The organism is Acinetobacter sp. NPDC052428 (assembly GCF_044547685.1).
Taxonomy (GTDB): domain Bacteria; phylum Pseudomonadota; class Gammaproteobacteria; order Pseudomonadales; family Moraxellaceae; genus Acinetobacter; species Acinetobacter lwoffii_G.
In genome coordinates, this window is record NZ_JBIUAT010000001.1 from 331,800 (window position 1) to 356,356 (window position 24,557).

At 43.9% G+C, this 24,557-nt stretch carries 28 protein-coding genes; 21 read left to right on the forward strand and 7 right to left on the reverse strand.

All coding sequences use genetic code 11. From position 1 onward, the window contains the following. Positions 1–28: 28 nt before the first annotated feature. From ACIG3F_RS01615 to ACIG3F_RS01630, 4 genes are all read left to right on the forward strand, one after another. Positions 29–1,039 (forward strand): AraC family transcriptional regulator, encoded by a 1,011-nt coding sequence (locus tag ACIG3F_RS01615; RefSeq protein ID WP_004645946.1) that lies wholly within the window; start codon positions 29–31, stop codon positions 1,037–1,039. A 197-nt stretch (positions 1,040–1,236) separates the two neighbouring features. Continuing rightward, positions 1,237–2,442, forward strand: coding sequence for an acetyl-CoA C-acetyltransferase (locus ACIG3F_RS01620; protein ID WP_004732160.1), 1,206 nt, complete (start codon positions 1,237–1,239; stop codon positions 2,440–2,442). 11 nt (positions 2,443–2,453) lie between these two features. Further along, complete coding sequence (locus ACIG3F_RS01625; protein WP_396469070.1) at positions 2,454–4,589, forward strand: 3-hydroxyacyl-CoA dehydrogenase NAD-binding domain-containing protein; 2,136 nt, start codon at positions 2,454–2,456, stop codon at positions 4,587–4,589. A 160-nt stretch (positions 4,590–4,749) separates the two neighbouring features. Next, complete coding sequence (locus ACIG3F_RS01630) at positions 4,750–5,100, forward strand: hypothetical protein (protein ID WP_004732164.1); 351 nt, start codon at positions 4,750–4,752, stop codon at positions 5,098–5,100. 69 nt (positions 5,101–5,169) lie between these two features. Here the strand turns inward: ACIG3F_RS01630 and ACIG3F_RS01635 are convergent, their stop codons facing one another. Both ACIG3F_RS01635 and ACIG3F_RS01640 read right to left on the reverse strand, forming a co-directional pair. Further along, on the reverse strand, positions 5,170–5,601 hold the full coding sequence (locus ACIG3F_RS01635) for a GNAT family N-acetyltransferase (protein WP_004732166.1): 432 nt from the start codon (positions 5,599–5,601) through the stop codon (positions 5,170–5,172). Then, the gene (locus ACIG3F_RS01640; protein ID WP_004732169.1) at positions 5,595–6,818 is read right to left on the reverse strand and encodes an SAM-dependent methyltransferase; all 1,224 of its coding nucleotides are present in this window, start codon (positions 6,816–6,818) and stop codon (positions 5,595–5,597) included. The genes ACIG3F_RS01635 and ACIG3F_RS01640 overlap by 7 nt, the downstream gene beginning before the upstream one ends. 102 nt (positions 6,819–6,920) lie before the next feature. Here ACIG3F_RS01640 and ACIG3F_RS01645 point away from each other — a divergent pair, with 102 nt between their 5' ends. The 3 genes from ACIG3F_RS01645 (at position 6,921) to ACIG3F_RS01655 (ending at position 9,548) form a co-directional block, all read left to right on the forward strand. Then, on the forward strand, positions 6,921–7,565 hold the full coding sequence (locus ACIG3F_RS01645; RefSeq protein WP_004732171.1) for a hemolysin III family protein: 645 nt from the start codon (positions 6,921–6,923) through the stop codon (positions 7,563–7,565). A gap of 142 nt (positions 7,566–7,707) precedes the next feature. Then, positions 7,708–9,015, forward strand: a complete 1,308-nt coding sequence (locus ACIG3F_RS01650; protein WP_004281697.1) for an MFS transporter — start codon at positions 7,708–7,710, stop codon at positions 9,013–9,015. Positions 9,016–9,146: 131 nt separating this feature from the next. Continuing rightward, positions 9,147–9,548: a hypothetical protein gene (locus ACIG3F_RS01655; RefSeq protein ID WP_004732173.1), complete on the forward strand. Its 402-nt coding sequence runs from the start codon at positions 9,147–9,149 to the stop codon at positions 9,546–9,548. A gap of 24 nt (positions 9,549–9,572) precedes the next feature. On the opposite strand, the gene ACIG3F_RS01660 is transcribed toward ACIG3F_RS01655, so the two are convergent. Next, positions 9,573–10,583 (reverse strand): metallophosphoesterase, encoded by a 1,011-nt coding sequence (locus ACIG3F_RS01660; protein ID WP_396469074.1) that lies wholly within the window; start codon positions 10,581–10,583, stop codon positions 9,573–9,575. Between the two features lie 101 nt (positions 10,584–10,684). On the opposite strand from ACIG3F_RS01660, the gene ACIG3F_RS01665 reads away from it, so the two are divergent. Then, positions 10,685–12,319, forward strand: a complete 1,635-nt coding sequence (locus tag ACIG3F_RS01665; protein ID WP_004732178.1) for a phospholipase D family protein — start codon at positions 10,685–10,687, stop codon at positions 12,317–12,319. Between the two features lie 36 nt (positions 12,320–12,355). On the opposite strand, the gene ACIG3F_RS01670 is transcribed toward ACIG3F_RS01665, so the two are convergent. Then, the gene (locus tag ACIG3F_RS01670) at positions 12,356–13,165 is read right to left on the reverse strand and encodes a 1-acyl-sn-glycerol-3-phosphate acyltransferase (RefSeq protein WP_004732180.1); all 810 of its coding nucleotides are present in this window, start codon (positions 13,163–13,165) and stop codon (positions 12,356–12,358) included. 189 nt (positions 13,166–13,354) lie between these two features. Between ACIG3F_RS01670 and ACIG3F_RS01675 the strand changes: the two genes are divergently transcribed. The 8 genes from ACIG3F_RS01675 (at position 13,355) to ACIG3F_RS01710 (ending at position 18,291) form a co-directional block, all read left to right on the forward strand. Then, complete coding sequence (locus ACIG3F_RS01675) at positions 13,355–13,486, forward strand: hypothetical protein (protein WP_004645957.1); 132 nt, start codon at positions 13,355–13,357, stop codon at positions 13,484–13,486. Positions 13,487–13,563: 77 nt separating this feature from the next. Further along, positions 13,564–14,904 (forward strand): ribosome rescue GTPase HflX, encoded by a 1,341-nt coding sequence (gene hflX / locus ACIG3F_RS01680; protein ID WP_004732184.1) that lies wholly within the window; start codon positions 13,564–13,566, stop codon positions 14,902–14,904. 40 nt (positions 14,905–14,944) lie between these two features. Continuing rightward, a complete protein-coding gene (locus tag ACIG3F_RS01685; RefSeq protein WP_004281691.1) occupies positions 14,945–15,316 on the forward strand; it encodes a hypothetical protein in 372 nt (123 codons plus the stop codon). 9 nt (positions 15,317–15,325) lie between these two features. After that, entirely contained in the window at positions 15,326–16,000 is a 675-nt protein-coding gene (locus ACIG3F_RS01690) for an LrgB family protein (protein ID WP_004732186.1), read from the forward strand. A gap of 86 nt (positions 16,001–16,086) precedes the next feature. Next, positions 16,087–16,533, forward strand: a complete 447-nt coding sequence (locus tag ACIG3F_RS01695) for a DUF2147 domain-containing protein (RefSeq protein WP_004732188.1) — start codon at positions 16,087–16,089, stop codon at positions 16,531–16,533. Between the two features lie 204 nt (positions 16,534–16,737). Continuing rightward, a complete protein-coding gene (locus ACIG3F_RS01700; RefSeq protein WP_004645961.1) occupies positions 16,738–17,187 on the forward strand; it encodes a DUF2147 domain-containing protein in 450 nt (149 codons plus the stop codon). 60 nt (positions 17,188–17,247) lie between these two features. Beyond that, positions 17,248–17,697, forward strand: a complete 450-nt coding sequence (locus tag ACIG3F_RS01705; RefSeq protein WP_004645963.1) for a DUF2147 domain-containing protein — start codon at positions 17,248–17,250, stop codon at positions 17,695–17,697. A 147-nt stretch (positions 17,698–17,844) separates the two neighbouring features. After that, positions 17,845–18,291: a DUF2147 domain-containing protein gene (locus ACIG3F_RS01710; RefSeq protein ID WP_004645964.1), complete on the forward strand. Its 447-nt coding sequence runs from the start codon at positions 17,845–17,847 to the stop codon at positions 18,289–18,291. A 57-nt stretch (positions 18,292–18,348) separates the two neighbouring features. Here ACIG3F_RS01710 and ACIG3F_RS01715 read toward each other — a convergent pair whose 3' ends face one another. The 3 genes from ACIG3F_RS01715 to pdxA are packed head-to-tail and all read right to left on the reverse strand — an operon-like array spanning position 18,349 to position 21,015. Next, complete coding sequence (locus tag ACIG3F_RS01715; RefSeq protein WP_004645965.1) at positions 18,349–19,194, reverse strand: symmetrical bis(5'-nucleosyl)-tetraphosphatase; 846 nt, start codon at positions 19,192–19,194, stop codon at positions 18,349–18,351. A 6-nt stretch (positions 19,195–19,200) separates the two neighbouring features. Continuing rightward, a complete protein-coding gene (gene rsmA / locus ACIG3F_RS01720) occupies positions 19,201–20,013 on the reverse strand; it encodes a 16S rRNA (adenine(1518)-N(6)/adenine(1519)-N(6))-dimethyltransferase RsmA (protein WP_004645966.1) in 813 nt (270 codons plus the stop codon). 33 nt (positions 20,014–20,046) lie between these two features. After that, entirely contained in the window at positions 20,047–21,015 is a 969-nt protein-coding gene (pdxA, locus tag ACIG3F_RS01725) for a 4-hydroxythreonine-4-phosphate dehydrogenase PdxA (RefSeq protein ID WP_004645967.1), read from the reverse strand. Between the two features lie 305 nt (positions 21,016–21,320). Between pdxA and rplM the strand changes: the two genes are divergently transcribed. From rplM to ACIG3F_RS01750, 5 genes are all read left to right on the forward strand, one after another. Beyond that, complete coding sequence (gene rplM / locus ACIG3F_RS01730; protein WP_004281682.1) at positions 21,321–21,749, forward strand: 50S ribosomal protein L13; 429 nt, start codon at positions 21,321–21,323, stop codon at positions 21,747–21,749. A gap of 13 nt (positions 21,750–21,762) precedes the next feature. Continuing rightward, a complete protein-coding gene (gene rpsI / locus ACIG3F_RS01735) occupies positions 21,763–22,149 on the forward strand; it encodes a 30S ribosomal protein S9 (protein WP_004281681.1) in 387 nt (128 codons plus the stop codon). Between the two features lie 331 nt (positions 22,150–22,480). Further along, positions 22,481–23,134 (forward strand): glutathione S-transferase N-terminal domain-containing protein, encoded by a 654-nt coding sequence (locus tag ACIG3F_RS01740; protein WP_004645969.1) that lies wholly within the window; start codon positions 22,481–22,483, stop codon positions 23,132–23,134. Between the two features lie 9 nt (positions 23,135–23,143). After that, complete coding sequence (locus tag ACIG3F_RS01745; RefSeq protein WP_004281679.1) at positions 23,144–23,572, forward strand: ClpXP protease specificity-enhancing factor; 429 nt, start codon at positions 23,144–23,146, stop codon at positions 23,570–23,572. Positions 23,573–23,590: 18 nt separating this feature from the next. Beyond that, complete coding sequence (locus tag ACIG3F_RS01750) at positions 23,591–24,238, forward strand: hypothetical protein (protein ID WP_004645970.1); 648 nt, start codon at positions 23,591–23,593, stop codon at positions 24,236–24,238. The last annotated feature ends 319 nt before the right edge of the window (positions 24,239–24,557 follow it).

Here is a 24,557-nt window from a genome sequence, read left to right on the forward strand (position 1 = left end):
GAACATTAAAGAGACTGAAGGATTAAACATGAGTCGTGATACGATCAGTATCCATTTCGTCAATGCAGCTCTATCTGGCGTTAAACGTCTGGGCATGGATGTCGATACTTTATTGTCTCACGTCGGGATTGAAGCAGAGCTGCTGCATCAACCCAAAGCCCGTATTTCGCCTGAACAATATACCCGCTTTATAAAAATGTTGTGGATGGTGACTCAGGACGAGCATGTTGGCTTTGATAAACAGCAACGCCGTCTGGGTACGTTTGCGATCATGTGTCAGCTCATTATTCATGCCAAAACTCTGGGTGATGCACTGGAACTGTCTTCCCAGTTCTACAAACTCTTTGGTGATGACTGGTCGGTGACCCTAGAACGCGACAAACACGAAGCTCGTCTGGTTCCACTCATTCCAAACGCAATGGATCCGGATCATTTCATTACCGAAAGCATGCTGATGATCTGGCATGGCTTAGCGTCTTGGCTCATTGAACGTCGCCTGCCACTGGAACGCGTGCATTTTAGCTATCCTCGTCCAGACCATGCCGATGAATATGATGCTTTATTCTTTGCGCCGGTAATGCAGTTCGATATGCCACGTACCGAGATCACTTTTGCTGCGGACTATCTGGACCTACCAATTCGCCAGAATGAAGAAACCTTGGAGGAATTTTTGAAAGCAGCGCCGGCCCAACTGCTGGTGAAATTCAAAAATACCAATTCACTGACTTCACGTATTCGTGATGTACTGAAAAGCCAGATTGGCGAAGAAATGCCAACATTAAACGATGTCGCGTCGATGCTTTATCTATCACCGCAAACTTTGCGTCGCCGTCTGGCAGCCGAAGGTAAAAGCTATCAAGGTGTGAAAGATGCCCTGCGCCGTGATGCCGCAATTCACCTGTTACTTAATCCGGATCTAACCCTTGAAGATGTCGCGCAACAAGTCGGTTTCAGTGAAACCAGTACTTTCCACCGTGCCTTCAAAAAATGGACGGGTGTAACCCCGGGTCTGTATCGTCAATTACATGGCTATCATTAATCAAATGATGTTGCGAAATAATATTTAATAATAAAACCAGTTCTCTCCGCCTAAGCAAAAGCTTAGGCTTTTTTATAGCTAAAATTGGCTAAATCGCTCAAATGATCTGGCCCGTTCTCGTCATTGCACTTCAAAAATTAAGCATTACACTCGAGTCATTAGAATAATTTTCATCAAATCAATAAAAGGGACATGCTATGAGCGAGGCATATATTATTGACGCCATTCGTACGCCACGCGGAAAAGGCAAAAAAGATGGATCTTTACATCAAGTAAAACCCATTTCATTACTGACTGGTTTACTCAATGAACTTCAGGCTCGTCATCAATTTGATACCTCAAAAGTAGATGATATCGTGCTCGGCTGTGTCACCCCAATTGGTGATCAGGGTGCCGATATTGCCAAAACGGCTGCCATCGCTGCCGGCTGGGACAATGATGTGGCGGGTGTGCAAATTAACCGTTTTTGTGCTTCCGGTCTGGAAGCTGTCAATCTGGCCGCACAAAAAGTCCGTTCTGGCTGGGAAGATCTGGTTGTTGCAGGTGGAGTCGAATCCATGTCCCGCGTTCCGATGGGTTCAGACGGTGGTCCTTGGGCACTGGACCCTGAAACCAATATGGCTTGTGACTTTATTCCACAAGGTATTGGTGCGGACTTGATTGCTACCATTGACGGTTATAGCCGTGCAGATGTAGATCAGTTTGCCGAACAATCACAAAAGAAAGCGGCTGCTGCTCAAGCCCATGGCCATTTCAATGCATCCGTGATCCCGGTAAAAGACAAAGCCGGTGTGGTGATTCTGGACAAAGACGAATTTATCAAACCGACAACGACCGCAGAAGGCCTAGGCAAACTCAATCCAAGTTTCGCCACTATGGGGCAAATGGGCTTTGATTCAATTGCCCTGCAAAAATATCCTGAAGTGGGTGCTATCAATCATGTGCATCATGCCGGGAATTCTTCAGGCATTGTCGATGGTGCAGCTGTGGTTTTGATCGCATCGGAACAAGCAGTAAAAGAACAAGGTCTCAAGCCACGTGCCAAAGTATTGGCGACGGCACTGGTCGGTGCAGATCCAACCATTATGCTGACCGGCCCTGCCCCGGCCGCTCGTAAGGCCTTGGCGAAAGCCGGTTTAACAATTGATGATATTGACCTGTTTGAAGTCAATGAAGCCTTTGCTGCTGTGGTGATGCGCTTTATCAATGAAATGAAAGTTGATCCTGCCAAGGTGAATGTCAACGGAGGCGCAATTGCCATGGGACATCCACTCGGTGCGACTGGTGCGATGATTTTAGGGACATTACTGGACGAGTTAGAACGCCAGGGCAAAAAGCGGGGTCTGGCTACACTTTGCGTAGGTGGCGGTATGGGCATCGCAACCATTATTGAACTGGTATAAGGAGAAAAATAATGAGCGCAATTCAATATCAAAAAAATGAAGATAATATTGTTATTTTAACGTTTGATTCTCCAAACCAGTCTGCCAATACCATGAATGCCGACTTTCGCACGGCACTGGATGAAGTCGTTGCCCAGTTACAAGCAGATGAAGATATTGCCGGGATTATTTTCCGTTCAGCGAAAAAAACTTTCTTTGCTGGCGGCGATCTGGATGAACTGATTCAAGCCACTCCTGAACATGCAACTGAATTCTTCAATATGATTGAAGAGATGAAAGCCAAACTACGCTATATCGAAACTCGCGGTATTCCTGTCGTTGCTGCACTGAATGGTACAGCGCTTGGCGGGGGCTGGGAAATTGCCTTGTGTGCCCATCATCGTATTGCCCTGAATGACCCTAAAAGCAAATTTGGCCTGCCTGAAGTCACACTGGGTTTATTACCAGGTGGCGGTGGTATCGTCCGTAGCGTCCGCCTGCTCGGTCTGCAAAATGCCCTTCCTTTATTAATGGAAGGCAAACAGTTTGGAGTCGATAAAGCCAGATCTTTAGGGTTGATTCATGAGATCGCAGACAGTACAGATGAATTGCTAGAAAAGGCCATTGCCTGGATCAAAGCCAATCTAAAATCTCAGCAGCCATTCGATGTAAAAGGCTATAAAATTCCGGGTGGTAGCCCTTCGACACCAGCAGTTGCACAGATGCTGGCAATTGCTCCGGCGATGCTGCGCGATAAAACCAAAGGCTGCTACCCTGCACCTGAAGCGATCATGTCGGCTGCGGTAGAAGGTGCACAGGTCGATGTCGATACTGCCCTGACCATTGAATCGCGTTACTTTACTTATTTGGCGACCGGTCAAATTTCTAAAAATATGATTGGCACCTTCTGGCATGGTCTGAATGCAATCAAGTCCGGCGCCAGTCGCTCTCAAGGTCTTGAAAGGTGGAAAGCCACTAAAGTCGGTATTCTAGGTGCGGGTATGATGGGTGCTGGGATCGCCTATGCCACTGCCAGCAAAGGCATTCCTGTAGTATTAAAAGATATTTCAATCGAAGCAGCTGAAAAAGGCAAAGCCTATAGCCAGAAACTGCTGGATAAAAAATTCGCTCAAGGGCGTTTATCAGCCGAGAAACGAGATCAGGTTTTAAGCCTGATTCAAACAACTGCATCGAATGCAGATCTAGCCGGTTGCGACCTGATCATTGAAGCCGTATTTGAGAATCCCACGCTCAAGGCTCAAGTTACACAAGAGGCAGAACAATATCTTGCCAGCAACGGCGTAATGGCTTCGAATACCTCGACCCTGCCGATCACAGAATTAGCCCAGGCTTCAAAAAATGATCAGAACTTTATCGGCCTGCATTTCTTCAGTCCGGTCGATAAAATGCAGCTAGTGGAAATTATCAAAGGTAAAAATACCTCGCCAGAAACGCTGGCCAAAGCTTTCGATTTCGTGCAGCAAATTGGCAAATTACCGATTGTGGTGAATGACAGCCGTGGTTTCTTTACTAGCCGCGTGTTTGGTACCTTTGTGCAGGAAGGTTTACGCCTGCTGGCAGAAGGTGTACATCCGGCGCGAATTGAAATGGCTGCACTCAAAGCCGGTATGCCGATGGGTCCGTTGGCGATTCAGGATGAAGTGTCCTTGACCTTGTCTGAACATGTGGCCAATGAAAGATATAAAGCTTTAGAAGCACAAGGTCAGACCATCACTAAATCACCTGCGGATGAGGTGATTCACAGCATGATTCACGAATTTAACCGTAAAGGTAAGGCTGCCGGCCAAGGTTTTTATGATTATCCGGCCGATGCCAAAAAGCAGCTCTGGTCTGGTCTCAGCTACTGGAAAAAAGACAACGATATTTCTGAACAGGAAATGATTGACCGCTTCCTATTTGTACAGGCATTAGATACCGTGCGCTGTCTGGAAGAAGGTGTCCTGGAATCTGTCGTTGATGCCAATGTCGGTTCCATTTTTGGTATTGGCTTTGCCGCCTGGACGGGCGGTGCAGTACAATTCCTGAATCAGTATGGTTTAGCCAAAGCCGTGACCCGTGCCAAAGTACTTGAAAATAAATATGGCGAACGCTTCAAAGCCCCACAACTCCTCAAAGATCGCGCAGCACACGCCCAGCCGATTCAATAACTTAGGCACTTAAATAAAAGAGGAACGTGTTTCCTCTTTTTTATCTTCTGGATTTGCTTAATGCACTGGATAGACTCATCTGATGACAGATTTCGATCTGCTTTTTGATCAATTTATGTTATAAAGTTACATAAGTTTGATATCCACGTGGGTAAGACCTATGACTGATCACAGTTCACCTGAAAAATCTCCTTGGGGCTGGAAAGCACTTATCATCTTCTGTATTTTAGGTGGATTATTCATGCTTATTTTTTGGCTCGCGATAAGTAATGAACCGGATTACATGCCAAGCCAGCAAAATAAACAGACTACCCAGCAGCATGCTTTTAAAAATGCACCGACGATGTCTCCAGAAGCCATTGCCAAAGCGCAGGCGGATCGTGAAGCACGTGAAGCTGCCAATAATGTTGCTCCTATAGATACGACAGCTGCTGAACACAATATGTCAGCTGAAGAACATGCCAATATGGATAATGCCGAGCACAGCTCAAATCCAGCGCATGGCCACTGATCCAGATTCAGTCTATGCATCAAAAAGCGAGGTCAATGCCTCGCTTTTTCATATTTGAATGGCTGAAAATTAAAGCTTTAAATACATATCAATATGCGGAATACCACAATCCAGATATTCCTCGCCTTGAGCTTCAAATCCCAGCGCTTGATAGAAGCCAATGGCATGTACTTGCGAAGATAGCTTGACCAACCCACGCTGCTCTGCACGCGCATAGTCAATCACAGCCTGCATCAAGCACTGACCAACACCTAAACTGCGTGCTGTGGTTAGGACTGCAACCCGACCGATACTGTTATTTGACAATAAACGTGCTGTAGCGATCGCCTGATCCTGCTGAAAAACAACGAAATGTATAGCAACCGCATCTTCAGCATCCCACTCATCTTCAGCTGCAATATGCTGTTCTTGAATAAACACCGCTTCACGAATCGCTTTGGCATACACTGCCAAATCTTTCCAGCTTCCGGAAACTATTTTAAGTTCTGGACTATTTAGCATTTAGATCCGATTCCCTGCTGATCCCATTGATCATTAAGCAACAATTCCAGTGAATGTTTCTGGATCCCATACATCTCTTTTAGTGCCTGGATTTGTGCCAGAATCGCCTGATCGGGTTGTTGATAGTCTTTGCGCTTTGTCGCCAGAATCATTTTATTTTTACTGGTATGTTCCAGCGCCACGAACTCAAAAACTTTGGTTTCATAACCATAAGCTTTGAGCAATAAAGCACGAATGGTATCGGTCAGCATTTCAGCCTGCTGTCCGGCATGAATGCCAAACTGTAACATCGGGCTCAATACCTTTGGTGCCTGCAACTGTGGACGCAATTCCTTATGACAACACGGTGCGCACATGATCATCTGTGCATTCAGGCGAATCCCGCTATGAATCGCAAAATCTGTTGCTACATCACAGGCATGCAAGGCAATCATTACATCCAGACGTTCCGGTGCATAGGTACGCACATCCCCCTGGAAAAAGTCCAGCTGATCAAAACCGGATTGCTGCGCGACATTCTGGCAGAACTCGACCATTTTCGGATTAAGCTCTACCCCGGTGACATACGGCGTTTGACCATGTTTTCGCATATAGTCATATAAAGCACAGGTCAGATAGCCCTTACCCGAACCAAAATCCACCACGCGCAGGCCTTCAGCCTGTGGCTTAATCTGCGCCAAGGCACCTGAGAAAATTTCCACAAACTTATTAATCTGCTTCCATTTGCGCGCCATGCTCGGAATGATTTGCGCTTTTTGATCGGTAATCCCGAGATGCTGGAGAAAGATACTGTCCTGATCGACAAAACGTTGTTTAATCCGGTCATGACCTTGTTCAACAGGCTTCGCCTGATTCATCGCTACTTTATGTTTACTCCGTGTCAACATGGCTTTTTTCTTGTTTTTTTTCAACTGTAATTCTTCATCAATTGTGATCAGATTGGCTTGCTTACAACACGCCAGTAGTGAAGTAACCTGGAATAATGCTTCATCTAAAGGATAATTTTTGGTGACATCCTGGGTCTTGTAACGATACAGGCAGCTCAATACGCGCTGTTCATTTAATGGAATGACTCGCAAGGTCATTTTCTCTAAATCCTGCAGTTCACCTTTATACTGGCTTAAGATCAGGCGATCAAATTGATCCCTTTCAACAGCTTGCTGAAAGGTGTCCAAGAATTGCTGTTCCTGATCTGAGAGAGTTGTCAACGTTGACATAGATAAAACCTGAAATGAATTGCGCATCAAGTTTAAATCTTCTTAACCTAAAAGCAAAATTGAATTACTATACAAGTGTATATTTGAAGAAGAATGACAATCATGCAGAATGCTCCACTGGTTTCAGATTATGATCAAAATGAGGAACGAATTAACTATATTAGTCATGGTGTAGGTGCCGGACTGTCCATTGTTGCTGGTATTCTTTTGATTATTAAAGGTTCTTACCTCAGTACTGGACAATGGATTGGACTGTGGGTTTATGCGCTGAGCATGATTCTGTTATTTTCTGCTTCTATGCTCTATCACATGGCCACTGCGGCAGACCGCCGTTATTTTTATAAAAAAGTCGATCATACTGCGATATATTATTTAATCGCCGGAACCTATACCCCTTTCCTGTCAATTGCCATTCCGACCGCCAAAGCCCAGTATTTATTGATTGCGCTGTGGGTGATTGCCCTTCTTGGCACACTTTTCAAGTTCGTTTTCATTCATCGTTTCCAGAAACTTTCTTTGGCGGCTTATCTGGCCATGGGCTGGCTGGCGCTGCTGGTGATTGATGACATGCAGCAATATTTAAGTGCTCAATCTTTAACCTTTCTCATCATTGGTGGACTCGCTTATACCGTGGGTGCATTGTTTTACGCTTTAAAAAGAGTAAGATATACCCACGCTATCTGGCACATATTTGTATTGATAGGCGCAGGATCACATTTTCTGTCTATCTATCTTTACGTGATTTAATCATCTCCTTTTTCATTTCAGTGACCCTGAGCGAGTTGAAGCGAGAAGATTGCAGTTGTTTTTTTAAAAAATTACGCCTTTTTTAAAAAGATTACGCTTTTAAAACTAAGTTTTTTTATTTTTAGTAAGTGTAAGGTTTTCCATGGCGTCGTCTAATTCTGCTGCTCAGCCAGCACAAAATTCAAAATTTCGCGTTTTAACAGCAAGCTTGGTAGGCACCACAATCGAATTCTTCGATTTTTATATTTATGCCACCGCTGCTGTCATTATTTTTCCGTATCTGTTCTTCCCTACTAGTACAGATCCAATGACCGCAACCATTCAGTCTCTTGCGACTTTTGCCATTGCATTTATTGCCCGTCCGATTGGTGCAGCATTATTTGGTCATTTAGGTGACCGGATCGGACGAAAAGCCACCTTGGTTGCAGCTTTGCTAACTATGGGGATTTCAACCGTTGCGATTGGCCTGTTACCAACTTATGCGCAAATCGGAATTGCTGCGCCATTGTTACTTGCACTGTGCCGTTTAGGTCAGGGCTTGGGTCTAGGTGGTGAATGGTCAGGTGCTGTACTTCTTGCAACTGAAAATGCCCCTGAAGGCAAGCGTGCCTGGTATGGCATGTTCCCGCAACTGGGTGCTCCAATCGGCTTTATTCTGGCAACAGGTTCTTTCCTGACGCTTGGCGCTTTCATGTCTGAAGCTGACTTTATGGCTTGGGGCTGGCGTATTCCGTTTATCTCAAGTGCCTTGTTGGTAATTGTGGGTTTATGGATTCGTTTAAAATTGCATGAAACACCTGCTTTCCAAAAAGTGCTGGATAAACAGAAAGAAGTGAATGTTCCTTTTGTTCAGGTATTCAAAAAGCATTCCCGCATGCTGGTTCTGGGTACGATTGCTGCAATCTGTACTTTCGTTGTGTTCTATCTTACTACGGTATTTGCGCTGCAATGGGGAACCAAACAACTTGGTTATTCTCGTGAAGAATTCCTGCAATTGCAGTTAGTTGCGACCCTGTGTTTTGCTGCCTTTATCCCGCTTTCAGCAGTATTGGCTGAGAAATTTGGCCGTAAGACCACTTCGATTGCGGTATGTGTCATTTCTGCGATCTTCGGTATCTTCTTTGCAGATATGCTTGAATCTGGCAGCACTTTGGTGGTGTTCCTGTTCTTGTGTATTGGTCTGGCGATCATGGGCTTAACTTATGGGCCAATCGGTACGGTATTGTCTGAAATCTTCCCGACTTCAGTACGTTATACGGGTTCTGCATTAACCTTTAACTTGGCAGGCATCTTCGGTGCATCATTTGCACCGCTAATCGCAACCAAGCTGGCAACGGCCTATGGTTTGTCTGCAGTCGGTTATTACCTGACCGCAGCATCTATCCTGTCGCTTGTCGCGTTTTTACTGATTCGTGAAACCAAAAATGATGATGTAAACAATCAGATCTAAGATTTTAGATTGATTCAAAAGCCAGCACTCGATGCTGGCTTTTTTATGATTTCACAACAAAATTCGGCTACTTATCTCGTTAAATTTGCTCAACAATCAAATGAACTCAATTCAAAAAATGAGGCAAGGCCATGCAGGATCTTATCGAATACCTCTCGCAGGAGCAGTTGGTCAATATCATTATTTTGCTGGAAGATGATAAAAAATTAGAAGCTGTTCGCTATATCACCGAGAATACACCCTTGGATGAAGCTCAGGCACTGCAAGTGATTGATGAAATTGTGCGGGAACATGATGTGGTCATGAAGCATGAAAGTACCGGTCCACGCTTTAGTGATGATGCCGGTGATATCGACCTGGTGACACCGCCACTGGAAATCCCCACCCATCCTAGTTTGAGCACATCCACAGAAGCTGAAATCACTGCGCAACAATTACGTGAAAATGTGCCAACCCGAAAAATCGAAAAGAAAATTTGGATGATGGCGGCCGTCGCGGTGGTGTTATTGATTCTGGTCTGGATCATAAGTTAACGCGGTACAGCACGTCGACTGAATTTAAATCAGTTCAATAATATCAATAGTAGGCGGCACCCGGAAACGGAAAGGTACACCGACCAAGCCGGTACCAACAGTCACGAACACATCTGCATGTTCATGACGATACATACCCTTTTTATGTCCCAAAATTGAAACCTTTTTCATGACGTAATTAGTTAACCAAGGCAGTTCCACCTGTCCGCCATGAGTATGTCCAGACAGCATCAGAGGGCGCGTCGGCAGTTTCGGAATCATATCGACCGTATCAGGGTTATGCGAAAGAATGACCCAAGGCTTGTCCTGAGGCAGGTCGGGCAAACTGCGCATATCGGCTTTACCAGCCCAGAGGTCGCCTACGCCCAAAAGTCGGAATTCATCAAATTCGACAATTTGACCTTCAATATCCATAACCTGATTGACTTGCAATGCATAGTGCAATAACTCTCGAATCGGCGGTCCGGGATATTGCTCATCGTGATTACCATTGACTGAATAGACCGGAGCGTGAATCTCTTTTAAAACCGCCAGTTCCTGTGCCAGTTTATTTTCTGGCTCGTAAGTCCAGTCGCCAGCAACCACCACCAGATCAGGTTGAATATGATTTAATTTGTGTACAATTTGTCGCAACTGACGCTCATGACCCGAAAAAAGACCGATATGTAAGTCTGCGATCAGGGCGATTTTCACCGGCTGCTTTAAACGTTTATCTGCATTGATCTGATATTGTGTCGTTTTCACTTGAATTAAATGCGGCTCGATAAAGCGTGCATAAGTCAAAACCCCACTGAGTAAAAATACAAAAATGGCTTCATGCAGTGAATAATAACCCGTCCATCCAGCATAAATACTGAAGAAAACCAAAGGGATTAATAAATAGGCAAAATAAAACGCCAGCAAATGAGCAAAAGCTTTAAAGGGATGAATGGTTTCGGTACGTGATTGGCTCGACCATGCCTGAGCCACAGCCCAGATGGCTAAAATCGCCATTCCCAGATAAAAATAAAACAGTACGGAATTCGAATCCCACATAAATTGGCCTTATTCAGTCGAGCAGCAGATTACTGGCTTTATATTTATCTTTTCATAGCTGGCAATTATACTCAATTCTAATTTTTCATTCTTCGACTTATATGGCCACTGCTCCCCGCGATCAAGTTCACCTTCAATCCTCAAGTTTTATACGCACTCATCGCTATAAAGCCGGCATTTTACTGAGCTGTAGCCTGGTTCTGGGTCTACCTGCATGTAGCACCTTACCCAAGCAAACCGAACAGCCAAGCCAGATGGCATTTGAAACGGATACCTCGCAAACCAGCCTGGCACAAATTGTTGAACCTTTACGTGATCAGAACATCGGGTTGACTGGTTATCGCGTGCTGTATGATCCGCTTGAAGCACTGGCTGCTCGGATTCAGCTGATTAATAAAGCGGAACGCAGTCTGGATCTACAATATTACATCTGGGATAACGACCGAATCGGTGCCCTCGCTCTGCATGCGATTATTCAGGCAGCAGATCGTGGCGTAAAAGTGCGCCTGTTGATGGATGACAATAATGCCAAGAAAATGGAAGGGATTTATCTGGCCTTAAACCAGCATCAAAATATCGATGTCAAACTGTATAATCCCTATCGCTTTCGTAAATACCGCGCCATGGACATGGTGCTGGATTTAAAGCGCATTAACCGCCGCATGCACAATAAAAGCTTTATTGCCGATAACCAGATTGCCTTGATTGGCGGGCGCAATATGAGTAACCAGTATTATAATGTCAGTGAAAGCTATCAGTTCTCTGATGTCGATGTGATGCTGGTCGGTGCAGCATCGGATGAAATCATTCATTCCTTCGATGAATACTGGAATGATGATTATGCCTATCCGGTACAAGAGGTGGTGAATCCACGGCATCATGGCTTACGTTTTCCAAGCTTAAAACAACAGCTAGAAACCCATAGTCAGGATCCAGCCACTCAAAATTATCTGGATCTGGCCAATCGTTCCAGAGCCTTTGACCAATGGCTGGAACAAAACATTCAGCTGGATTGGGTGGAAGCCGAAGTAGTCAAAGATCCACCGAGCAAAATCAAAGCCAAGGCCAAAACCGAAGAACACCTGAATTTCCAGTTATTACAGCGTCTGGAAAAACCTGAACAAAGTGTCGATATTGTCTCTGCCTATTTTGTTCCGGAAAAAATCGGCGCAGACCGTTTAAAGAAATTGGCGAATGAGAATATCAAGGTTCGTGTCCTGACCAACTCTTTTAAGGCCAATGACGTTGCCGTAGTGCATGCTTTTTATGCCAAATATCGTCAGGATCTATTGGAAAATGGGGTGCAGCTGTATGAGTTTCTAGCAGCCCCAGAAGCTAATCACCTAAATGCCAATACTGAGGAAATTTCGAAAAAAGCTAAAGTCAGCCTGAAAGGACTGAGCCGTTCCAGCCTGCATGCCAAACTGATGGCACTGGATCAAAAACAGGTGTTTATTGGTTCTTTTAACTTTGATCCGCGTTCAGCCTATTTGAATACTGAAATTGGCGTGTTGCTGAACAGTCCGTCTTTGGCACGTGCAGTACACGACACCATGGACAAAAATTTAAGCAAATATGCGTATAAACTGGTGCTGGATGCGAATCAGAACATTAACTGGAAAATCAAGAAAGCCAATGGTGACGTTCAAACGTTTACCAAAGAACCAAAAATGAAATGGTATCAGAAAGCTGGACTTAAACTGGTGTCGTGGCTGCCTATTGAAGGCTTTATGTAAGTTTGATTCTTTGAACAAAAACCATAAAAAAGCCTCTTATTGAGGCTTTTTCAATACCCGTGACTGAAGTTCAACTAGGCCAGTCTGCATTTTTTCCTGGACCACACGGGTAAGGCTTTCAACCGTATGCCCTTCCGTGGCAATTGCAGGTAAAGCCACTAAATGTGCAATGACTTGCGGCATTTCCAGTACTTTTTTGACATGGGCAGCAAAACTGATGTCATTGACAAACGGCGCAACCATATCCAGTTCGCCCTGCTGATTCACATAACAAATCAGACAGATTTGTACAGGACGCTGCGCTTCAATCGCGGCGCCTAAAATCCGGCCATGCACTTTTTTGATGGCTCGTCCATCAGAAGTCGTCGCTTCAGGAAAGAACAGCACCGGAATATTCTGTTTGAGAAAATCGGTAATTTGTTCACGGATCCTGACGGAATCTCCTGAACCCCGTTTAATAAATAAGGTACCCCCCCCCTTGGCCAATTTGCCTAGAATCGGCCAGTTCTCGATTTCTGCTTTCGCCAGAAAAAATACGCGCGCTCCGGAACCCAGAACGGCAATATCCAGCCAAGACACATGATTACTGACCCATAAGGCGGGTTCACGTGGAATCTCGCCATGCACCTGCACTTCGATATTGAATACTTTGCATAACTGACGGCAAAAATGTTGCACATAGCGCGTATTGGTCGGGTTATTCGGATTTTTATATAAGCCATGACGAAAAACCAAGTAAAACCCTTCACTAATGGTAGCCAATGAAGCTGTGATTTTCCGGCTATACAGGAAAAACTTGGCCAAGCCTTCGATATCTGGAGTCTGGTTTTGTACAGTCGAGTTCATAAAAACGTCATTAAATCCTAAGCGAGATACAGGGAATATCCACGAATTAAACTCATTCTATACTGTTCATTCGCAACTTGCATTGATAATAAAAATCGACCAATAACATCTATATCTTCAATTTTAATTGGATTAAAAAATCATTCAAAATAAAACTATCGAAATATTAGATTGAAAAGGATCATAGCTATGCCAGATCAAACTCAGCCCGCGAACGACACACCACAGCCTTTACAAGTGCTCAAATATATTTTGGGCGGCACCTTCATCTATGCCGTGGTACTGGTAACACTTGCACAACTGTTTATCAGCGCACTTTAAACCAAAGCCGTGCTAATTCAGTATCTGCACAGCCCTTTTTCAACTACACTAAAGTTTTCAAGTGGAGATTGGCCTGAGTGGAATATTTACAACAACATCGAGGGAAAGAGCGCGTCATTCTGGTGAGTGTCAGCGTACAAATGCTGGATGACCTTGATGCTGAAGAGTTTCGTTTGCTGGCCCAGTCTGCAGATGCTGAAATTCTGGAACATATTTATGCTCAGCGGGTGAAACCCGATGCCAAATTTTTTATCGGCTCCGGCAAGGCAGAAGAAATCGCCGAACGTGTTGAAGAACTGGAGGCCAACCTGGTTATTTTTGACCATGCCCTGACCCCAGCCCAAGCCCGTAATCTGGAACAGGTGATCAAATGCCGCGTGGTCGATCGTACTGAACTGATTCTGGATATTTTTGCCCAGCGTGCCCGTACCTATGAAGGCAAGTTGCAAGTCGAACTGGCACAGCTACAACATTTATCTTCGCGTTTAATTCGTAGTCGTGGCAATCTCGACAGCCAGAAAGGCGGGATCGGTTTACGTGGCCCGGGTGAAACCCTGCTGGAAACTGACCGCCGTTTGCTGCGTATCCGTATGGGACAGCTCAAGGCACGCATTGATAAAGTCCGCCAGACCCGGATGCAAGGCCGTGTTGCTCGTCAAAAAGCTGCTGTGCCGACGGTATCTTTGGTCGGTTATACCAATGCCGGCAAGTCCACCTTGTTTAATTTACTCGCCAACAGCGATGTCTATGCAGCCGATCAGCTGTTTGCAACCTTGGACCCTACTTTACGGCGTCTGGAATGGGATGGGATTGGCAATCTGGTGCTGGCCGATACGGTAGGTTTTGTCCGTAACCTTTCCCATTCGCTGGTTGAATCCTTTAAAGCAACTTTGGAGGAAACCGTAGAAGCCACGCTGTTACTGCATGTCATTGATTCAAGCAGCCCAGAAATGCTGGAGCAGATTGAAGCTGTAGAAAAAGTGCTGAAAGAAATTGGTGCAGATGTGCCGATCTTGCAGGTTTACAATAAAATTGACTGTAGCGGTGAAGAAGCCAAAATTATTTATCGACGTCCAGGTGAACCGGAACGGGTCTATGTTTCGGCACATAGTGGCGAAGGAATTGACCTGCTGCGTAAAGCAGTACATGAGTCCTTGATGGGGCAACTACAGTCTTTCGATTTAATCTTGAAACCCGCTTATGGCAAGCTGCGCAACCAGCTCTATGGTCTGAATGTGATCCAGTCAGAACATTATGATGATGAAGGCCAACTACATCTGCATATTCGAATTGCCCCACAGAAACTGGAACAGTTGATTAAACAGGCGCATTTACCTTTAGATGAAATCCTGGGCAAACAGGCGCAGCAATTTCAACGTCCACTGGAAGCGTTTGAAATCCAGTCAAAGATCGAGTAAAACTTGATAAGTAAACTTATTAATATTAATGATCATAGCAATGAACTGGATAAAACGAATAGATTGGCCGGCATGGATCGGCACCCTTTTACTAATTATTGTCTTTCGGGAAGCTTCAGTCTGGTTAATGACCCAACTGAATCATCCTGAATTAGGTAATCTGGTCGGATTATTGAGCCTTTTAATTGCGCTGTTTACCTGGCGCTATTTTGGCAAGCTTCCTGCTCGCCTGGTCGATACCAATAACAAGCTCATGAAGGAAAGCGCCTTTGCCTTCCTGCCTGTCAGTGCAGGTGCACTGATGATGCTGGTACATATGGGCCAGAAAATTCCGGCCTTTCTGTTCATCATGTTTTTCAGCACCCTGATTCCTTTATGGATTTACGCCAAAATGGCCAAGCGCTGGTTATAGGAGTTCCGCATGTTATCTATTTTGTATGGCTTTGCGGTTACCCTCATCGCCTATCTGATTGCCAAACCCTGTAACCGGTTCATTCCGCAAATTCCCGTCATCGTGTTCAGCATGTTCTTTGTACTGGTGATTTTATTTGCGCTCGGCATTCCCTATGAAAATTACATGGATGAAGTTAATCCACTTTTCAACCATTTACTCGGCTATGTGACCGTCGCACTTGCTATCCCTTTGGCCGCGATGCGCTACGATGACTTGCCGCTCAAAGCCATTATCGGCATTTTGGTTTTTGCCAGTATCAGTGCTGTCGCCTTGCCGATGGGACTAGCTTATCTGCTGCATATGTCCTCTGCAGATATTATGGCGTTTGCTACCCGCGCAGTGACCACTCCAATTGCGATTAATATTGCCACCCTGCTGGATGCACCCATCAGCATGGTCATTCTGATCGTGATTCTTTCTGGTGTGATTGGTGCAGCTTTTTCTCCATTTATTCTGAGACATATCAATGATGAACGTGCCTCCGGACTGGCTTTAGGACTAGCCGCACATGCCATTGGTACAGCTCAGGCCTGGCAGCGTGGCAGTATTGCAGGACGTTATGCCGCATTTGGTATGGCCGTCAATGCAGTCTTTACCGCGGTCTGGTTGCCTACGTTTATACTTTATTTGCAAAAAATGTGACTAGTGAATCAAATTAATCATTTGTTTTATGTGGTAATCGTTCTTACTATAGAGTAAGAACTCTAATCCAACCTAGGAACAGATATATGAATAAGGTTCAATTTTTTTCAACTTTACTTTTAGCCTCTTTCAGCCATTTGGCCTTTGCCTCTGACCTTTCAGGCACATGGAGAAATATTGACGACAAAACTGGTTCGCCTAAAGCATTCCTCGAAATTCGTGAGACGGCTTCCGGCGTCTATGCTGCCAAGATCACAAAAATTACCCCGCGTCCTGGATATACCCCGAAAGAAAACTGTGTGTCCTGTCCTGCACCTTATACCAATAAACCTATTCTCGGTCTGGATGTGCTCACTGGCTTAAAGCACGTCGGCAATAACAGTTTTGCTCAAGGCAAGCTGCTTGATCCATTATCAGGGAATCTTTATAACACCAAGGCAAAATTAAGTGCTAATGGGAAACGTCTGATCCTACGCGGCTATATCGGCGTTTCAGCACTAGGCCGTAGTCAAACCTGGATTAAGCAGGATTAATTCCTGCTTTATTAAATAAAATGTGACGGGGTTATGCTTTAGTAGATAGAAGCTTGCATTTTAATGCATTAAGTTGTATGAATATTAAACATATGCTTTTTTCATGCAATATATATTATGAAAGTGTATTAACGTAGTTTGCGTCAACATTCACCACATGGAATTAGGTGAATGTTCATAAAAAAATAAGGATAAGGATATCGCATGTATAAAATCGCAATTTTAACTGTTTTTTCAGCTTCTTTATTCACAGGCTCTATGGCCTTTGCTCAGGAGTTATCTGGTCTTTGGCAACAGATTGATGATAAAACCGGCTCACCTAAAGCATTGATTGAAATGAAAACGCAGGCTGATGGCTCCTATACCGGAACGATTAATAAAGTCACACCTCGCCCAGGTTATACACCACGGGAAAAATGTGTCAAATGTCCACCACCTTATACCGATAAACCGATTTTGGGATTAGACGTTATTAAAGGACTGAAACCCACCACCAAAAATAACTATGCACATGGCCGGGTACTCGATCCACTCACCGGCAAAATTTATGATTTAAAAGGGCGGATTTCTGCCAATGGGAAACGACTGACTTTACGTGGATATATCGGGATCTCTGCGATTGGTCGCACACAAACCTGGATTCGCCAGGATTAATAAAAACAGCACTTTTGTGTTGGGGATATTTTATTCATCTATAAAAAAGGCATAAATATAATGAAACAAACTAAATTAGGATTAATGTTCATCGCTGCACTGATGACTGGGACTGCTTATGCACAGGATCTGACGGGCATCTGGCAGCAAATTGATGATAAAACCGGCTCACCAAAAGCAATTATTGAAATTCGTCAAAATGATAATGGGACTTTTGCTGGAAAAATTATCAAAGTGACTCCACGTCCAGGCTATACTCCACAAAAGACCTGCAATAAATGTCCCGCGCCTTATACCAATCAGCCGATCATGGGCATGGATGTATTGACTGGTTTAAAACATGTGGAAGGCACCAACAATTATGAAAAAGGTAAAGTGATTGATCCATTGGCAGGTAAAGTTTATGACGCTCGAGTGCGTCTAAATGCCAATGGTAAACGTTTAACCTTGCGTGGTTATGTGGGTGTGTCCGCTTTAGGCCGTAGCCAGACCTGGATTCGCCAAGATTAATACCTAATTCTCATTATTCAAAAAAGCTGCCAAATTGGCAGCTTTTTTTAGTGTATCAACTCTATAGTATTCAGATAAGTGTTGACTATTTTAGTAAGATTTCTAACATGAGCGGGCGATGATAAAAATTCTTTGGAATGACTCTCTATGTTTAAAAAAATATTACTTGCCGCGCTTACAGCAGGATGTATGACGAATTTGTGGGCAGACGATATTACCGGGACCTGGCAACAAATTGATGATAAAACGGGGGCGGCTAAAGCGATTATCGTCATTAGCAAAGAAGCAAATAATACCTATTCAGGCAAAATTGTAAAAATCACGCCTCGCCCAGACTATAATCCACGTGAAAAATGCAATAACTGCCCTGCACCTTATACCAATCAGCCTATTTTAGGCATGACCATTTTAAAAGGCCTAAAACTGGTTGAAGGCACCAAAAATTATGACAAAGGTCGTATTATCGATCCATTGGCAGGTAAAATTTATGATGCAAAAATGCGTTTAAACAATACCGGTAAACGTTTAACCTTACGTGCCAGTATGGGCGTTTCAGTTCTAGGCCGTAACCAGACCTGGATTCGTGCAGACTAATCAAGAATCCAAGAATTAAAAAAGCCACGTGATCACGTGGCTTTTTATTGGATACACTTAGATCACCGGATTATCAACCGCGAACATCTGCTGATCTTCCAGGCGGAAGGCCATCAGTTGATTACCCCAGACACAACCGCCATCTACATTCTGAATCTTGTTCGAAATGGTTTTACCGTTCAAGGCGGCCCAGTGACCAAACAGGATCTGATGAGTTTGTGCGGCCTGTGATTCAAACTCAAACCAAGGTTTAAAGCCTTGCGGCATCGGATCATCCAGCGCATCTTTAAAGCTGTATTCCAGGCGTCCCTTAGCATCGATTAAACGCATCCGGGTCAAGTAATTCACGATACAGCGAATACGTTCATGGCCTTGTAGTTGATCCGACCAGAGTGCTGGTTCTTTCCCGAACATTTCTTTCAGGAAATCATCCAGCACATCAAAGTCATCATGAGCAATGATCGCTTCAACTTCTTGTGCCAATTGAGCAGTTTTTTCTGCACTCCAGATATTCGGAATTCCAGCATGCGTCAGAATAGTCTGCTCATTTGGAAATAGACACATTGGCTGTTTGCGCAGCCAGTCAATCAGGTCATCACTGTCGATCGCATCAATCACATCACGGACATTGTCTTTTTCTTTTACTGGCTTGATACCACGGGCATAAGCCAGCAAAGTCAAATCATGATTTCCCAAGACCGTCGCAGCCGCACCTTGTTCAGCCAGCTTTTTGATAAACCGCAATGCAGCGATTGAGTTTTCACCACGTGCAACCAAATCTCCAGCAAACCAGATAAAATCTTGTTCTGCATCAAACTGGATTTCCTTGAGTAAAGCTTTCAAGGCCTCAAAACAACCTTGAACATCCCCAATCACATAATTATATCGAGCAGTGCGGTTCATCGTAATTTAAGCCACCATTTGATCTGAAAGTGCAACAAACTGTTCAAGGGTTAGGGTTTCTGGACGCGCCATCGGATCAACACCCGCTTTTTCAAAACCTTCTTCGACCAGCATACCCTTCAAGCTGTTACGCAGAGTTTTACGACGCTGGGTAAAGACATGCGATACCAGACGTGCCAGCGCTTTTTCATTCTTCGCCACAATCGGTTTAACTTTATAAGGCTCTAAACGGAATACCGCTGAGGTCACTTTTGGAGGCGGATTAAAAGATCCAGGTGGCACTTCGAATAAGAAAGTCGGTTTACAGAAATATTGAATCATCACCGACAGACGGCCATATTCTTTGGTATTCGGTGATGCGGTAATGCGATCCACGACTTCTTTTTGTAGCATGAAATGCATGTCTTGCACTTTGTCACCAAATTCCAAAAGATGGAATAACAATGGCGTAGAAATATTATAAGGCAAGTTACCGACGACACGTAGTGGACGATCTTCCTGAAACAATTGAGAATAATCATATCTCAAGGCATCGGCTTCAATAATGGTTAAACGTTCCGGATGCGGCACACGACCCGGCAGACCAGCAGCCAGATCACGATCCAGCTCAAGTACGGTTAAGGCATCACATTCGCCAATTAAAGGTGAAGTCAAAGCGGCCAGACCCGGGCCAATTTCCAGAATGTTCTGACCTGGACGCGGATTGACTGAGCGTACAATTTTGGCAATGACACGCTGGTCATGTAAAAAGTTTTGACCAAATCTTTTTCGAGCCTGATGCCCTTCATCTTTTGGGTTTAAGGCATTAATTTGATACATAAAAACATTTCCAACGTGAGTGATGAACAATAATCAGTGGCGCGCCAGATCGAGGGCTAAATCGACAGCAACGTGCAGGCTGGAACTTTTCGCAAGTCCCGTCCCCGCAAGGGAGAGTGCTGTGCCATGATCAACAGAAGTTCGAATAAACGGTAAGCCGAGGGTAATATTAATGGCTTCACCAAAGCCCTGTGATTTTAACACAGGTAAGCCCTGATCGTGATACATCGCCAGAACAGCATCAGCATCTTTTAGGTTTTCTGGAGTAAATAAAGTATCAGCAGGTAGGCTTAAACTCATGTTGATACCTTGGGCACGATAGCTTTCGAGTACCGGATTGATCACTTCAATTTCTTCCATCCCCAAATAACCGCCCTCCCCGGCATGCGGATTTAAACCGCAAACCAGTATATTCGGCTGTTCAATCTTGAATTTGGATTTCAGGTCGTGAATCAGAATATCAATCACCTGATGCAAGCGTTCAGGCGTAATCGCATCTGCCACGGCACGAAGCGGAAGATGGGTAGTGGCCAAGGCCACGCGTAAAGTTTTGGTGGCCAGCATCATGACTACACGTGGAACACCAGCAAATTCCTGGTAATACTCGGTATGACCACTAAAAGAAATGCCCGCTTCATTTATCACGGACTTTTGTACAGGCGCAGTCGCGACGCCGACACTTTTTCCTGACATGGCATAGTCTGCGGATCGACGCAGTTGCTCCAGTACATAAGCCGCATTGTTCAGATTCAGCTCACCCAATACGACGTCTTGCTGCACGGGAACATGCTCTACAAATAGCTGACCGATGCCTGAAGATGACTCCTGTCCTTGATATTCAATCAGCTCAACCGATAATTTGAGTATCTGAGCACGTTGCTCGAGCATATGAATATCCGCCAATACCACAATTGGGCGCTCATCAACACGATCTGCAAGACTCAGGCAAATATCAGGACCAATTCCGGCAGGTTCCCCACTGGTGACATATAAAGGCAGCATCATCTTCTCAATTTGGCAAAGCTGAGAAATATTATAACCCGATCACGCCTACGCTGTAGTAATCATTGCAAAGAGTACTTATAAATCAATATTTTGATACCATTGAAACTATGGTTACAAATATAGTTGCAGTTTTTGTAGCATATAAAGGCTTAGGTCTTTCTTTCACCAGGGAGATTAGATAAAATACAGCGCTTGAAATTTTAATTTTCATTTGTGATTCTTCACGTATTCGTTTAGAATCGCGTCTCCTTTAGTTTGGACAGATTCCATAGTCCAAACCAACTATAATAGGTAGTGGTTTAATGAAAACTCTCAGCGCTAAGCCAGCTGAAGTTCAACACGACTGGTACGTTGTTGATGCTTCTGGCAAAACTTTAGGTCGCCTTGCGACTGAAATCGCTCGTCGTTTACGCGGTAAGCATAAAACTTCTTATACTCCTCACGTTGACACTGGCGACTACATCGTTGTTATCAATGCTGAAGAAATCACTGTGACTGGTAAAAAGTCACAAGATAAGAAATACTATCGCCACACTGGTTTCCCTGGTGGTATCCGTGAGACTAACTTTGAAAAGTTAATCGCTCACAAACCAGAAGCAGTTCTAGAAAAAGCTGTTAAAGGTATGTTACCTAAAGGTCCTCTTGGTTATGCAATGATCAAGAAAATGAAAGTGTATGCAGGTACTGAGCATCCACACGCTGCTCAACAGCCACAAGTTTTGGACATCTAAGGGATAACAGCACATGGCTACTAATTATGGTACAGGTCGCCGTAAGACCGCAACTGCACGTGTTTTCCTATCAGCTGGTACTGGTAAACTCGTAATTAACAACCGTACTCTTGAACAGTATTTCGGTCGTGAAACTGCTCGTATGGTTGTTAACCAACCACTTGAGCTTCTTGAAGCTACTGACAAATATGACCTTTACATCACTGTTGCTGGTGGTGGTATTGGTGGTCAAGCAGGCGCTATCCGTCACGGTATTACTCGTGCATTGATCGCTTCTGACGAAACTTTAAAACCTGCTCTTCGTCAAGCTGGTTTCGTTACTCGTGATGCTCGTGAAGTTGAACGTAAGAAACTTGGTTTACGTAAAGCTCGTAAACGTCCTCAGTTCTCTAAACGTTAATTCGTTTACCGAATCGGACAAAAAACCCTGGATTTTCCAGGGTTTTTTTATGGCGGTTAGTGGGTCATTTAGAACTTTTTTCTTGTTATTGTTCATGTACATCCTTACCCCATACCCCTTCGTGACACCAGAATGACTTCATCAAATAATAATTTGCGATCCCAATACAGATAAACAGCAAAATGACAGGAAGCTTGATCAGCATCTTATTTTCCTCCAGTTGTTTTTCTTATAATCTACCTTGGCTCAAGCCGATTGATCTTTGATGCTTGGTGCTTTTTAGGTTGAATTTTAGTATCCTAGTCTATTCATTAGAAGCTCATCAGGATTTATGTCAGTCGAAAGCGCGCCTCTTCAAGGAATCACTCTCTATAGTCATGCCGATGACTTTCGTTCCCATTGGATTCGCTATGTGCTTACCGAAAAACAGATTAAATATAACCTGATTTTGGTGGATGCCGATGATGAGGATCTGGCCAGTCTCAATCCTTATAATCAATTGCCGATGCTGATCGAAAATGAACTTAAATTATTTAATACTTCGATTATCTCAGAATATGTAGATGATCGTTATCGTCAGAATAAACTGTATGCCGATGCTCCGATGCCCCGGGCAGAGCAACGACAATACATCTGGCGCTTTGAAAATGACTGGCTGAAACTGGCTGATCTCATGTTACGCCATCCTGATACGCTGGATAAGAAAGCCAGAACTCAGGCACAAAAGCAGTTACAGGATATCCTGATTTCACTAATGCCACTATTCCAGCATTTTCCCTATTTTATGTCTGAACAATTTAGTATCCTGGATTGTATGTTGGCACCAATTTTTATCCGTCTGAAACAGATGGGCGTAGAATTACCACAGCAGCAATGCCGTCCGTTTTATTTATATTGCCAACGAATTTTTAGTCGTCCTGCCTTTGTAAAATCCATGACATTGCAGGAAAAGAACCGTTATTCAGTGCAACTCAAACATCCATAGAGAAACATCATGTCCGAACAAGAATTCAACCTTAGCCCTACCCGTCCCTATATGGCACGTGCAATCTATGAGTGGGTTTGCGATAACAATATGACGCCTTACCTGCTGGTGGATGCCACACGCCCAAATACCATGGTTCCTGAGCAGTTTATTAAAGATGGACAGATTGTTCTGAATATTGTGCCACATGCCGTGCATGCGCTGCATATGAGCAATGATGCCATTAGCTTCTCGGCTCGCTTTGGTGGCGTTTCTCGTGATATTTATGTGCCTATGGCAGCAGTACTCGGTATTTATGCACGTGAAAATGGTCAAGGTTTATTCTTTGATCCAGGTGAATATGAGCATACACAAAATGATGAAGATGCTTTAAAATCAAGCACTGAAGAACAAACTGAACAACCAAAGAAAAAACCGACTTTAAGACTATTAGATTAAAAATAATGGAGCAAGTGAATGGCTTTTGATTTAGTACAATATTTTGTTGAACAGATAGAGACTCAAAAGCCTGAGCTTCTAAAAGAATATACAAAAGAAGAAAGACGAAAATATATATCAGAAATCAATGCCTTAACTTTAGGAAAACTTATTACTGAATGGCGTCATAACCCACAAAAAATTTATAATGAAATCAATCATCCTGATGAATTATATATCCTGGAAATCGTGCGTCATCTCGCTACCAGTCCGGAAAATCAATCCACTCTGGATCGAGCCCAGCTTGAGCACAGCACTTCAGAAATTTTTCATTTACAGCTTATTGAATTAAAACAACTGCATGATACCGGCAACCATAATATCCATAGCATTCAGGAATTACTGACCGGGCAAATTGAACATTTATCTGGTCAAGCAGATGATTGGGTTTGGACAACAAACAAGCTAACAGAACTCAAAGGCTCTAAACCAATTGTGCAAGAAGAGCTATCATTGGAAGCATCAATGAAGGAGTTTAATCAAATGGTAAGCCAGAATCAGCAGCATCAAGATATCGAAGAAGTGATTGTTGTCGACACCCCAAAATGGGCAAAGATTGTTGAACCAATCGTAGCGATTGCCATTCTTTGGGTATTAATTGCAGCCGTAATGCGTGTGTTTGGATAAAATAGCCAGCAGTAAAAAACCAGCGATTTGCTGGTTTTTTTATGTGCCAAAATTTACAAAATCAGCTTATAAACTCTTTTAGAGCCAGCCTTACAGAGATCCTAATAGGTCAAACAAATTGACAGGAGTCCTCTGTCTCAGAAGAATCTGATCAACTTTGAGGTATAGATATGTTAAATATCTTATCTAAAAACCCGCACATAAAAAAATCCCCCTCTGCGTATGCGGAGGGGGATTTCGAATAATGAGCTGGCGATGACTTACTCTCACATGGGTAACCCCACACTACCATCAGCGCTAAGAGGTTTCACTTCTGAGT

What these genes read in the sequence shown, in the direction of transcription:
- ACIG3F_RS01615 (WP_004645946.1), top strand. Translation starts at nt 29, where the DNA reads ATGAGTCGTGATACGATCAGTATCCATTTCGTCAATGCAGCTCTATCT.
- ACIG3F_RS01620 (WP_004732160.1), top strand. Translation starts at nt 1,237, where the DNA reads ATGAGCGAGGCATATATTATTGACGCCATTCGTACGCCACGCGGAAAA.
- ACIG3F_RS01625 (WP_396469070.1), top strand. Translation starts at nt 2,454, where the DNA reads ATGAGCGCAATTCAATATCAAAAAAATGAAGATAATATTGTTATTTTA.
- ACIG3F_RS01630 (WP_004732164.1), top strand. Translation starts at nt 4,750, where the DNA reads ATGACTGATCACAGTTCACCTGAAAAATCTCCTTGGGGCTGGAAAGCA.
- ACIG3F_RS01635 (WP_004732166.1), bottom strand. Translation starts at nt 5,601, where the DNA reads ATGCTAAATAGTCCAGAACTTAAAATAGTTTCCGGAAGCTGGAAAGAT.
- ACIG3F_RS01640 (WP_004732169.1), bottom strand. Translation starts at nt 6,818, where the DNA reads ATGTCAACGTTGACAACTCTCTCAGATCAGGAACAGCAATTCTTGGAC.
- ACIG3F_RS01645 (WP_004732171.1), top strand. Translation starts at nt 6,921, where the DNA reads ATGCAGAATGCTCCACTGGTTTCAGATTATGATCAAAATGAGGAACGA.
- ACIG3F_RS01650 (WP_004281697.1), top strand. Translation starts at nt 7,708, where the DNA reads ATGGCGTCGTCTAATTCTGCTGCTCAGCCAGCACAAAATTCAAAATTT.
- ACIG3F_RS01655 (WP_004732173.1), top strand. Translation starts at nt 9,147, where the DNA reads ATGCAGGATCTTATCGAATACCTCTCGCAGGAGCAGTTGGTCAATATC.
- ACIG3F_RS01660 (WP_396469074.1), bottom strand. Translation starts at nt 10,583, where the DNA reads ATGTGGGATTCGAATTCCGTACTGTTTTATTTTTATCTGGGAATGGCG.
- ACIG3F_RS01665 (WP_004732178.1), top strand. Translation starts at nt 10,685, where the DNA reads ATGGCCACTGCTCCCCGCGATCAAGTTCACCTTCAATCCTCAAGTTTT.
- ACIG3F_RS01670 (WP_004732180.1), bottom strand. Translation starts at nt 13,165, where the DNA reads ATGAACTCGACTGTACAAAACCAGACTCCAGATATCGAAGGCTTGGCC.
- ACIG3F_RS01675 (WP_004645957.1), top strand. Translation starts at nt 13,355, where the DNA reads ATGCCAGATCAAACTCAGCCCGCGAACGACACACCACAGCCTTTACAA.
- ACIG3F_RS01685 (WP_004281691.1), top strand. Translation starts at nt 14,945, where the DNA reads ATGAACTGGATAAAACGAATAGATTGGCCGGCATGGATCGGCACCCTT.
- ACIG3F_RS01690 (WP_004732186.1), top strand. Translation starts at nt 15,326, where the DNA reads ATGTTATCTATTTTGTATGGCTTTGCGGTTACCCTCATCGCCTATCTG.
- ACIG3F_RS01695 (WP_004732188.1), top strand. Translation starts at nt 16,087, where the DNA reads ATGAATAAGGTTCAATTTTTTTCAACTTTACTTTTAGCCTCTTTCAGC.
- ACIG3F_RS01700 (WP_004645961.1), top strand. Translation starts at nt 16,738, where the DNA reads ATGTATAAAATCGCAATTTTAACTGTTTTTTCAGCTTCTTTATTCACA.
- ACIG3F_RS01705 (WP_004645963.1), top strand. Translation starts at nt 17,248, where the DNA reads ATGAAACAAACTAAATTAGGATTAATGTTCATCGCTGCACTGATGACT.
- ACIG3F_RS01710 (WP_004645964.1), top strand. Translation starts at nt 17,845, where the DNA reads ATGTTTAAAAAAATATTACTTGCCGCGCTTACAGCAGGATGTATGACG.
- ACIG3F_RS01715 (WP_004645965.1), bottom strand. Translation starts at nt 19,194, where the DNA reads ATGAACCGCACTGCTCGATATAATTATGTGATTGGGGATGTTCAAGGT.
- rsmA (WP_004645966.1), bottom strand. Translation starts at nt 20,013, where the DNA reads ATGTATCAAATTAATGCCTTAAACCCAAAAGATGAAGGGCATCAGGCT.
- pdxA (WP_004645967.1), bottom strand. Translation starts at nt 21,015, where the DNA reads ATGCTGCCTTTATATGTCACCAGTGGGGAACCTGCCGGAATTGGTCCT.
- rplM (WP_004281682.1), top strand. Translation starts at nt 21,321, where the DNA reads ATGAAAACTCTCAGCGCTAAGCCAGCTGAAGTTCAACACGACTGGTAC.
- rpsI (WP_004281681.1), top strand. Translation starts at nt 21,763, where the DNA reads ATGGCTACTAATTATGGTACAGGTCGCCGTAAGACCGCAACTGCACGT.
- ACIG3F_RS01740 (WP_004645969.1), top strand. Translation starts at nt 22,481, where the DNA reads ATGTCAGTCGAAAGCGCGCCTCTTCAAGGAATCACTCTCTATAGTCAT.
- ACIG3F_RS01745 (WP_004281679.1), top strand. Translation starts at nt 23,144, where the DNA reads ATGTCCGAACAAGAATTCAACCTTAGCCCTACCCGTCCCTATATGGCA.
- ACIG3F_RS01750 (WP_004645970.1), top strand. Translation starts at nt 23,591, where the DNA reads ATGGCTTTTGATTTAGTACAATATTTTGTTGAACAGATAGAGACTCAA.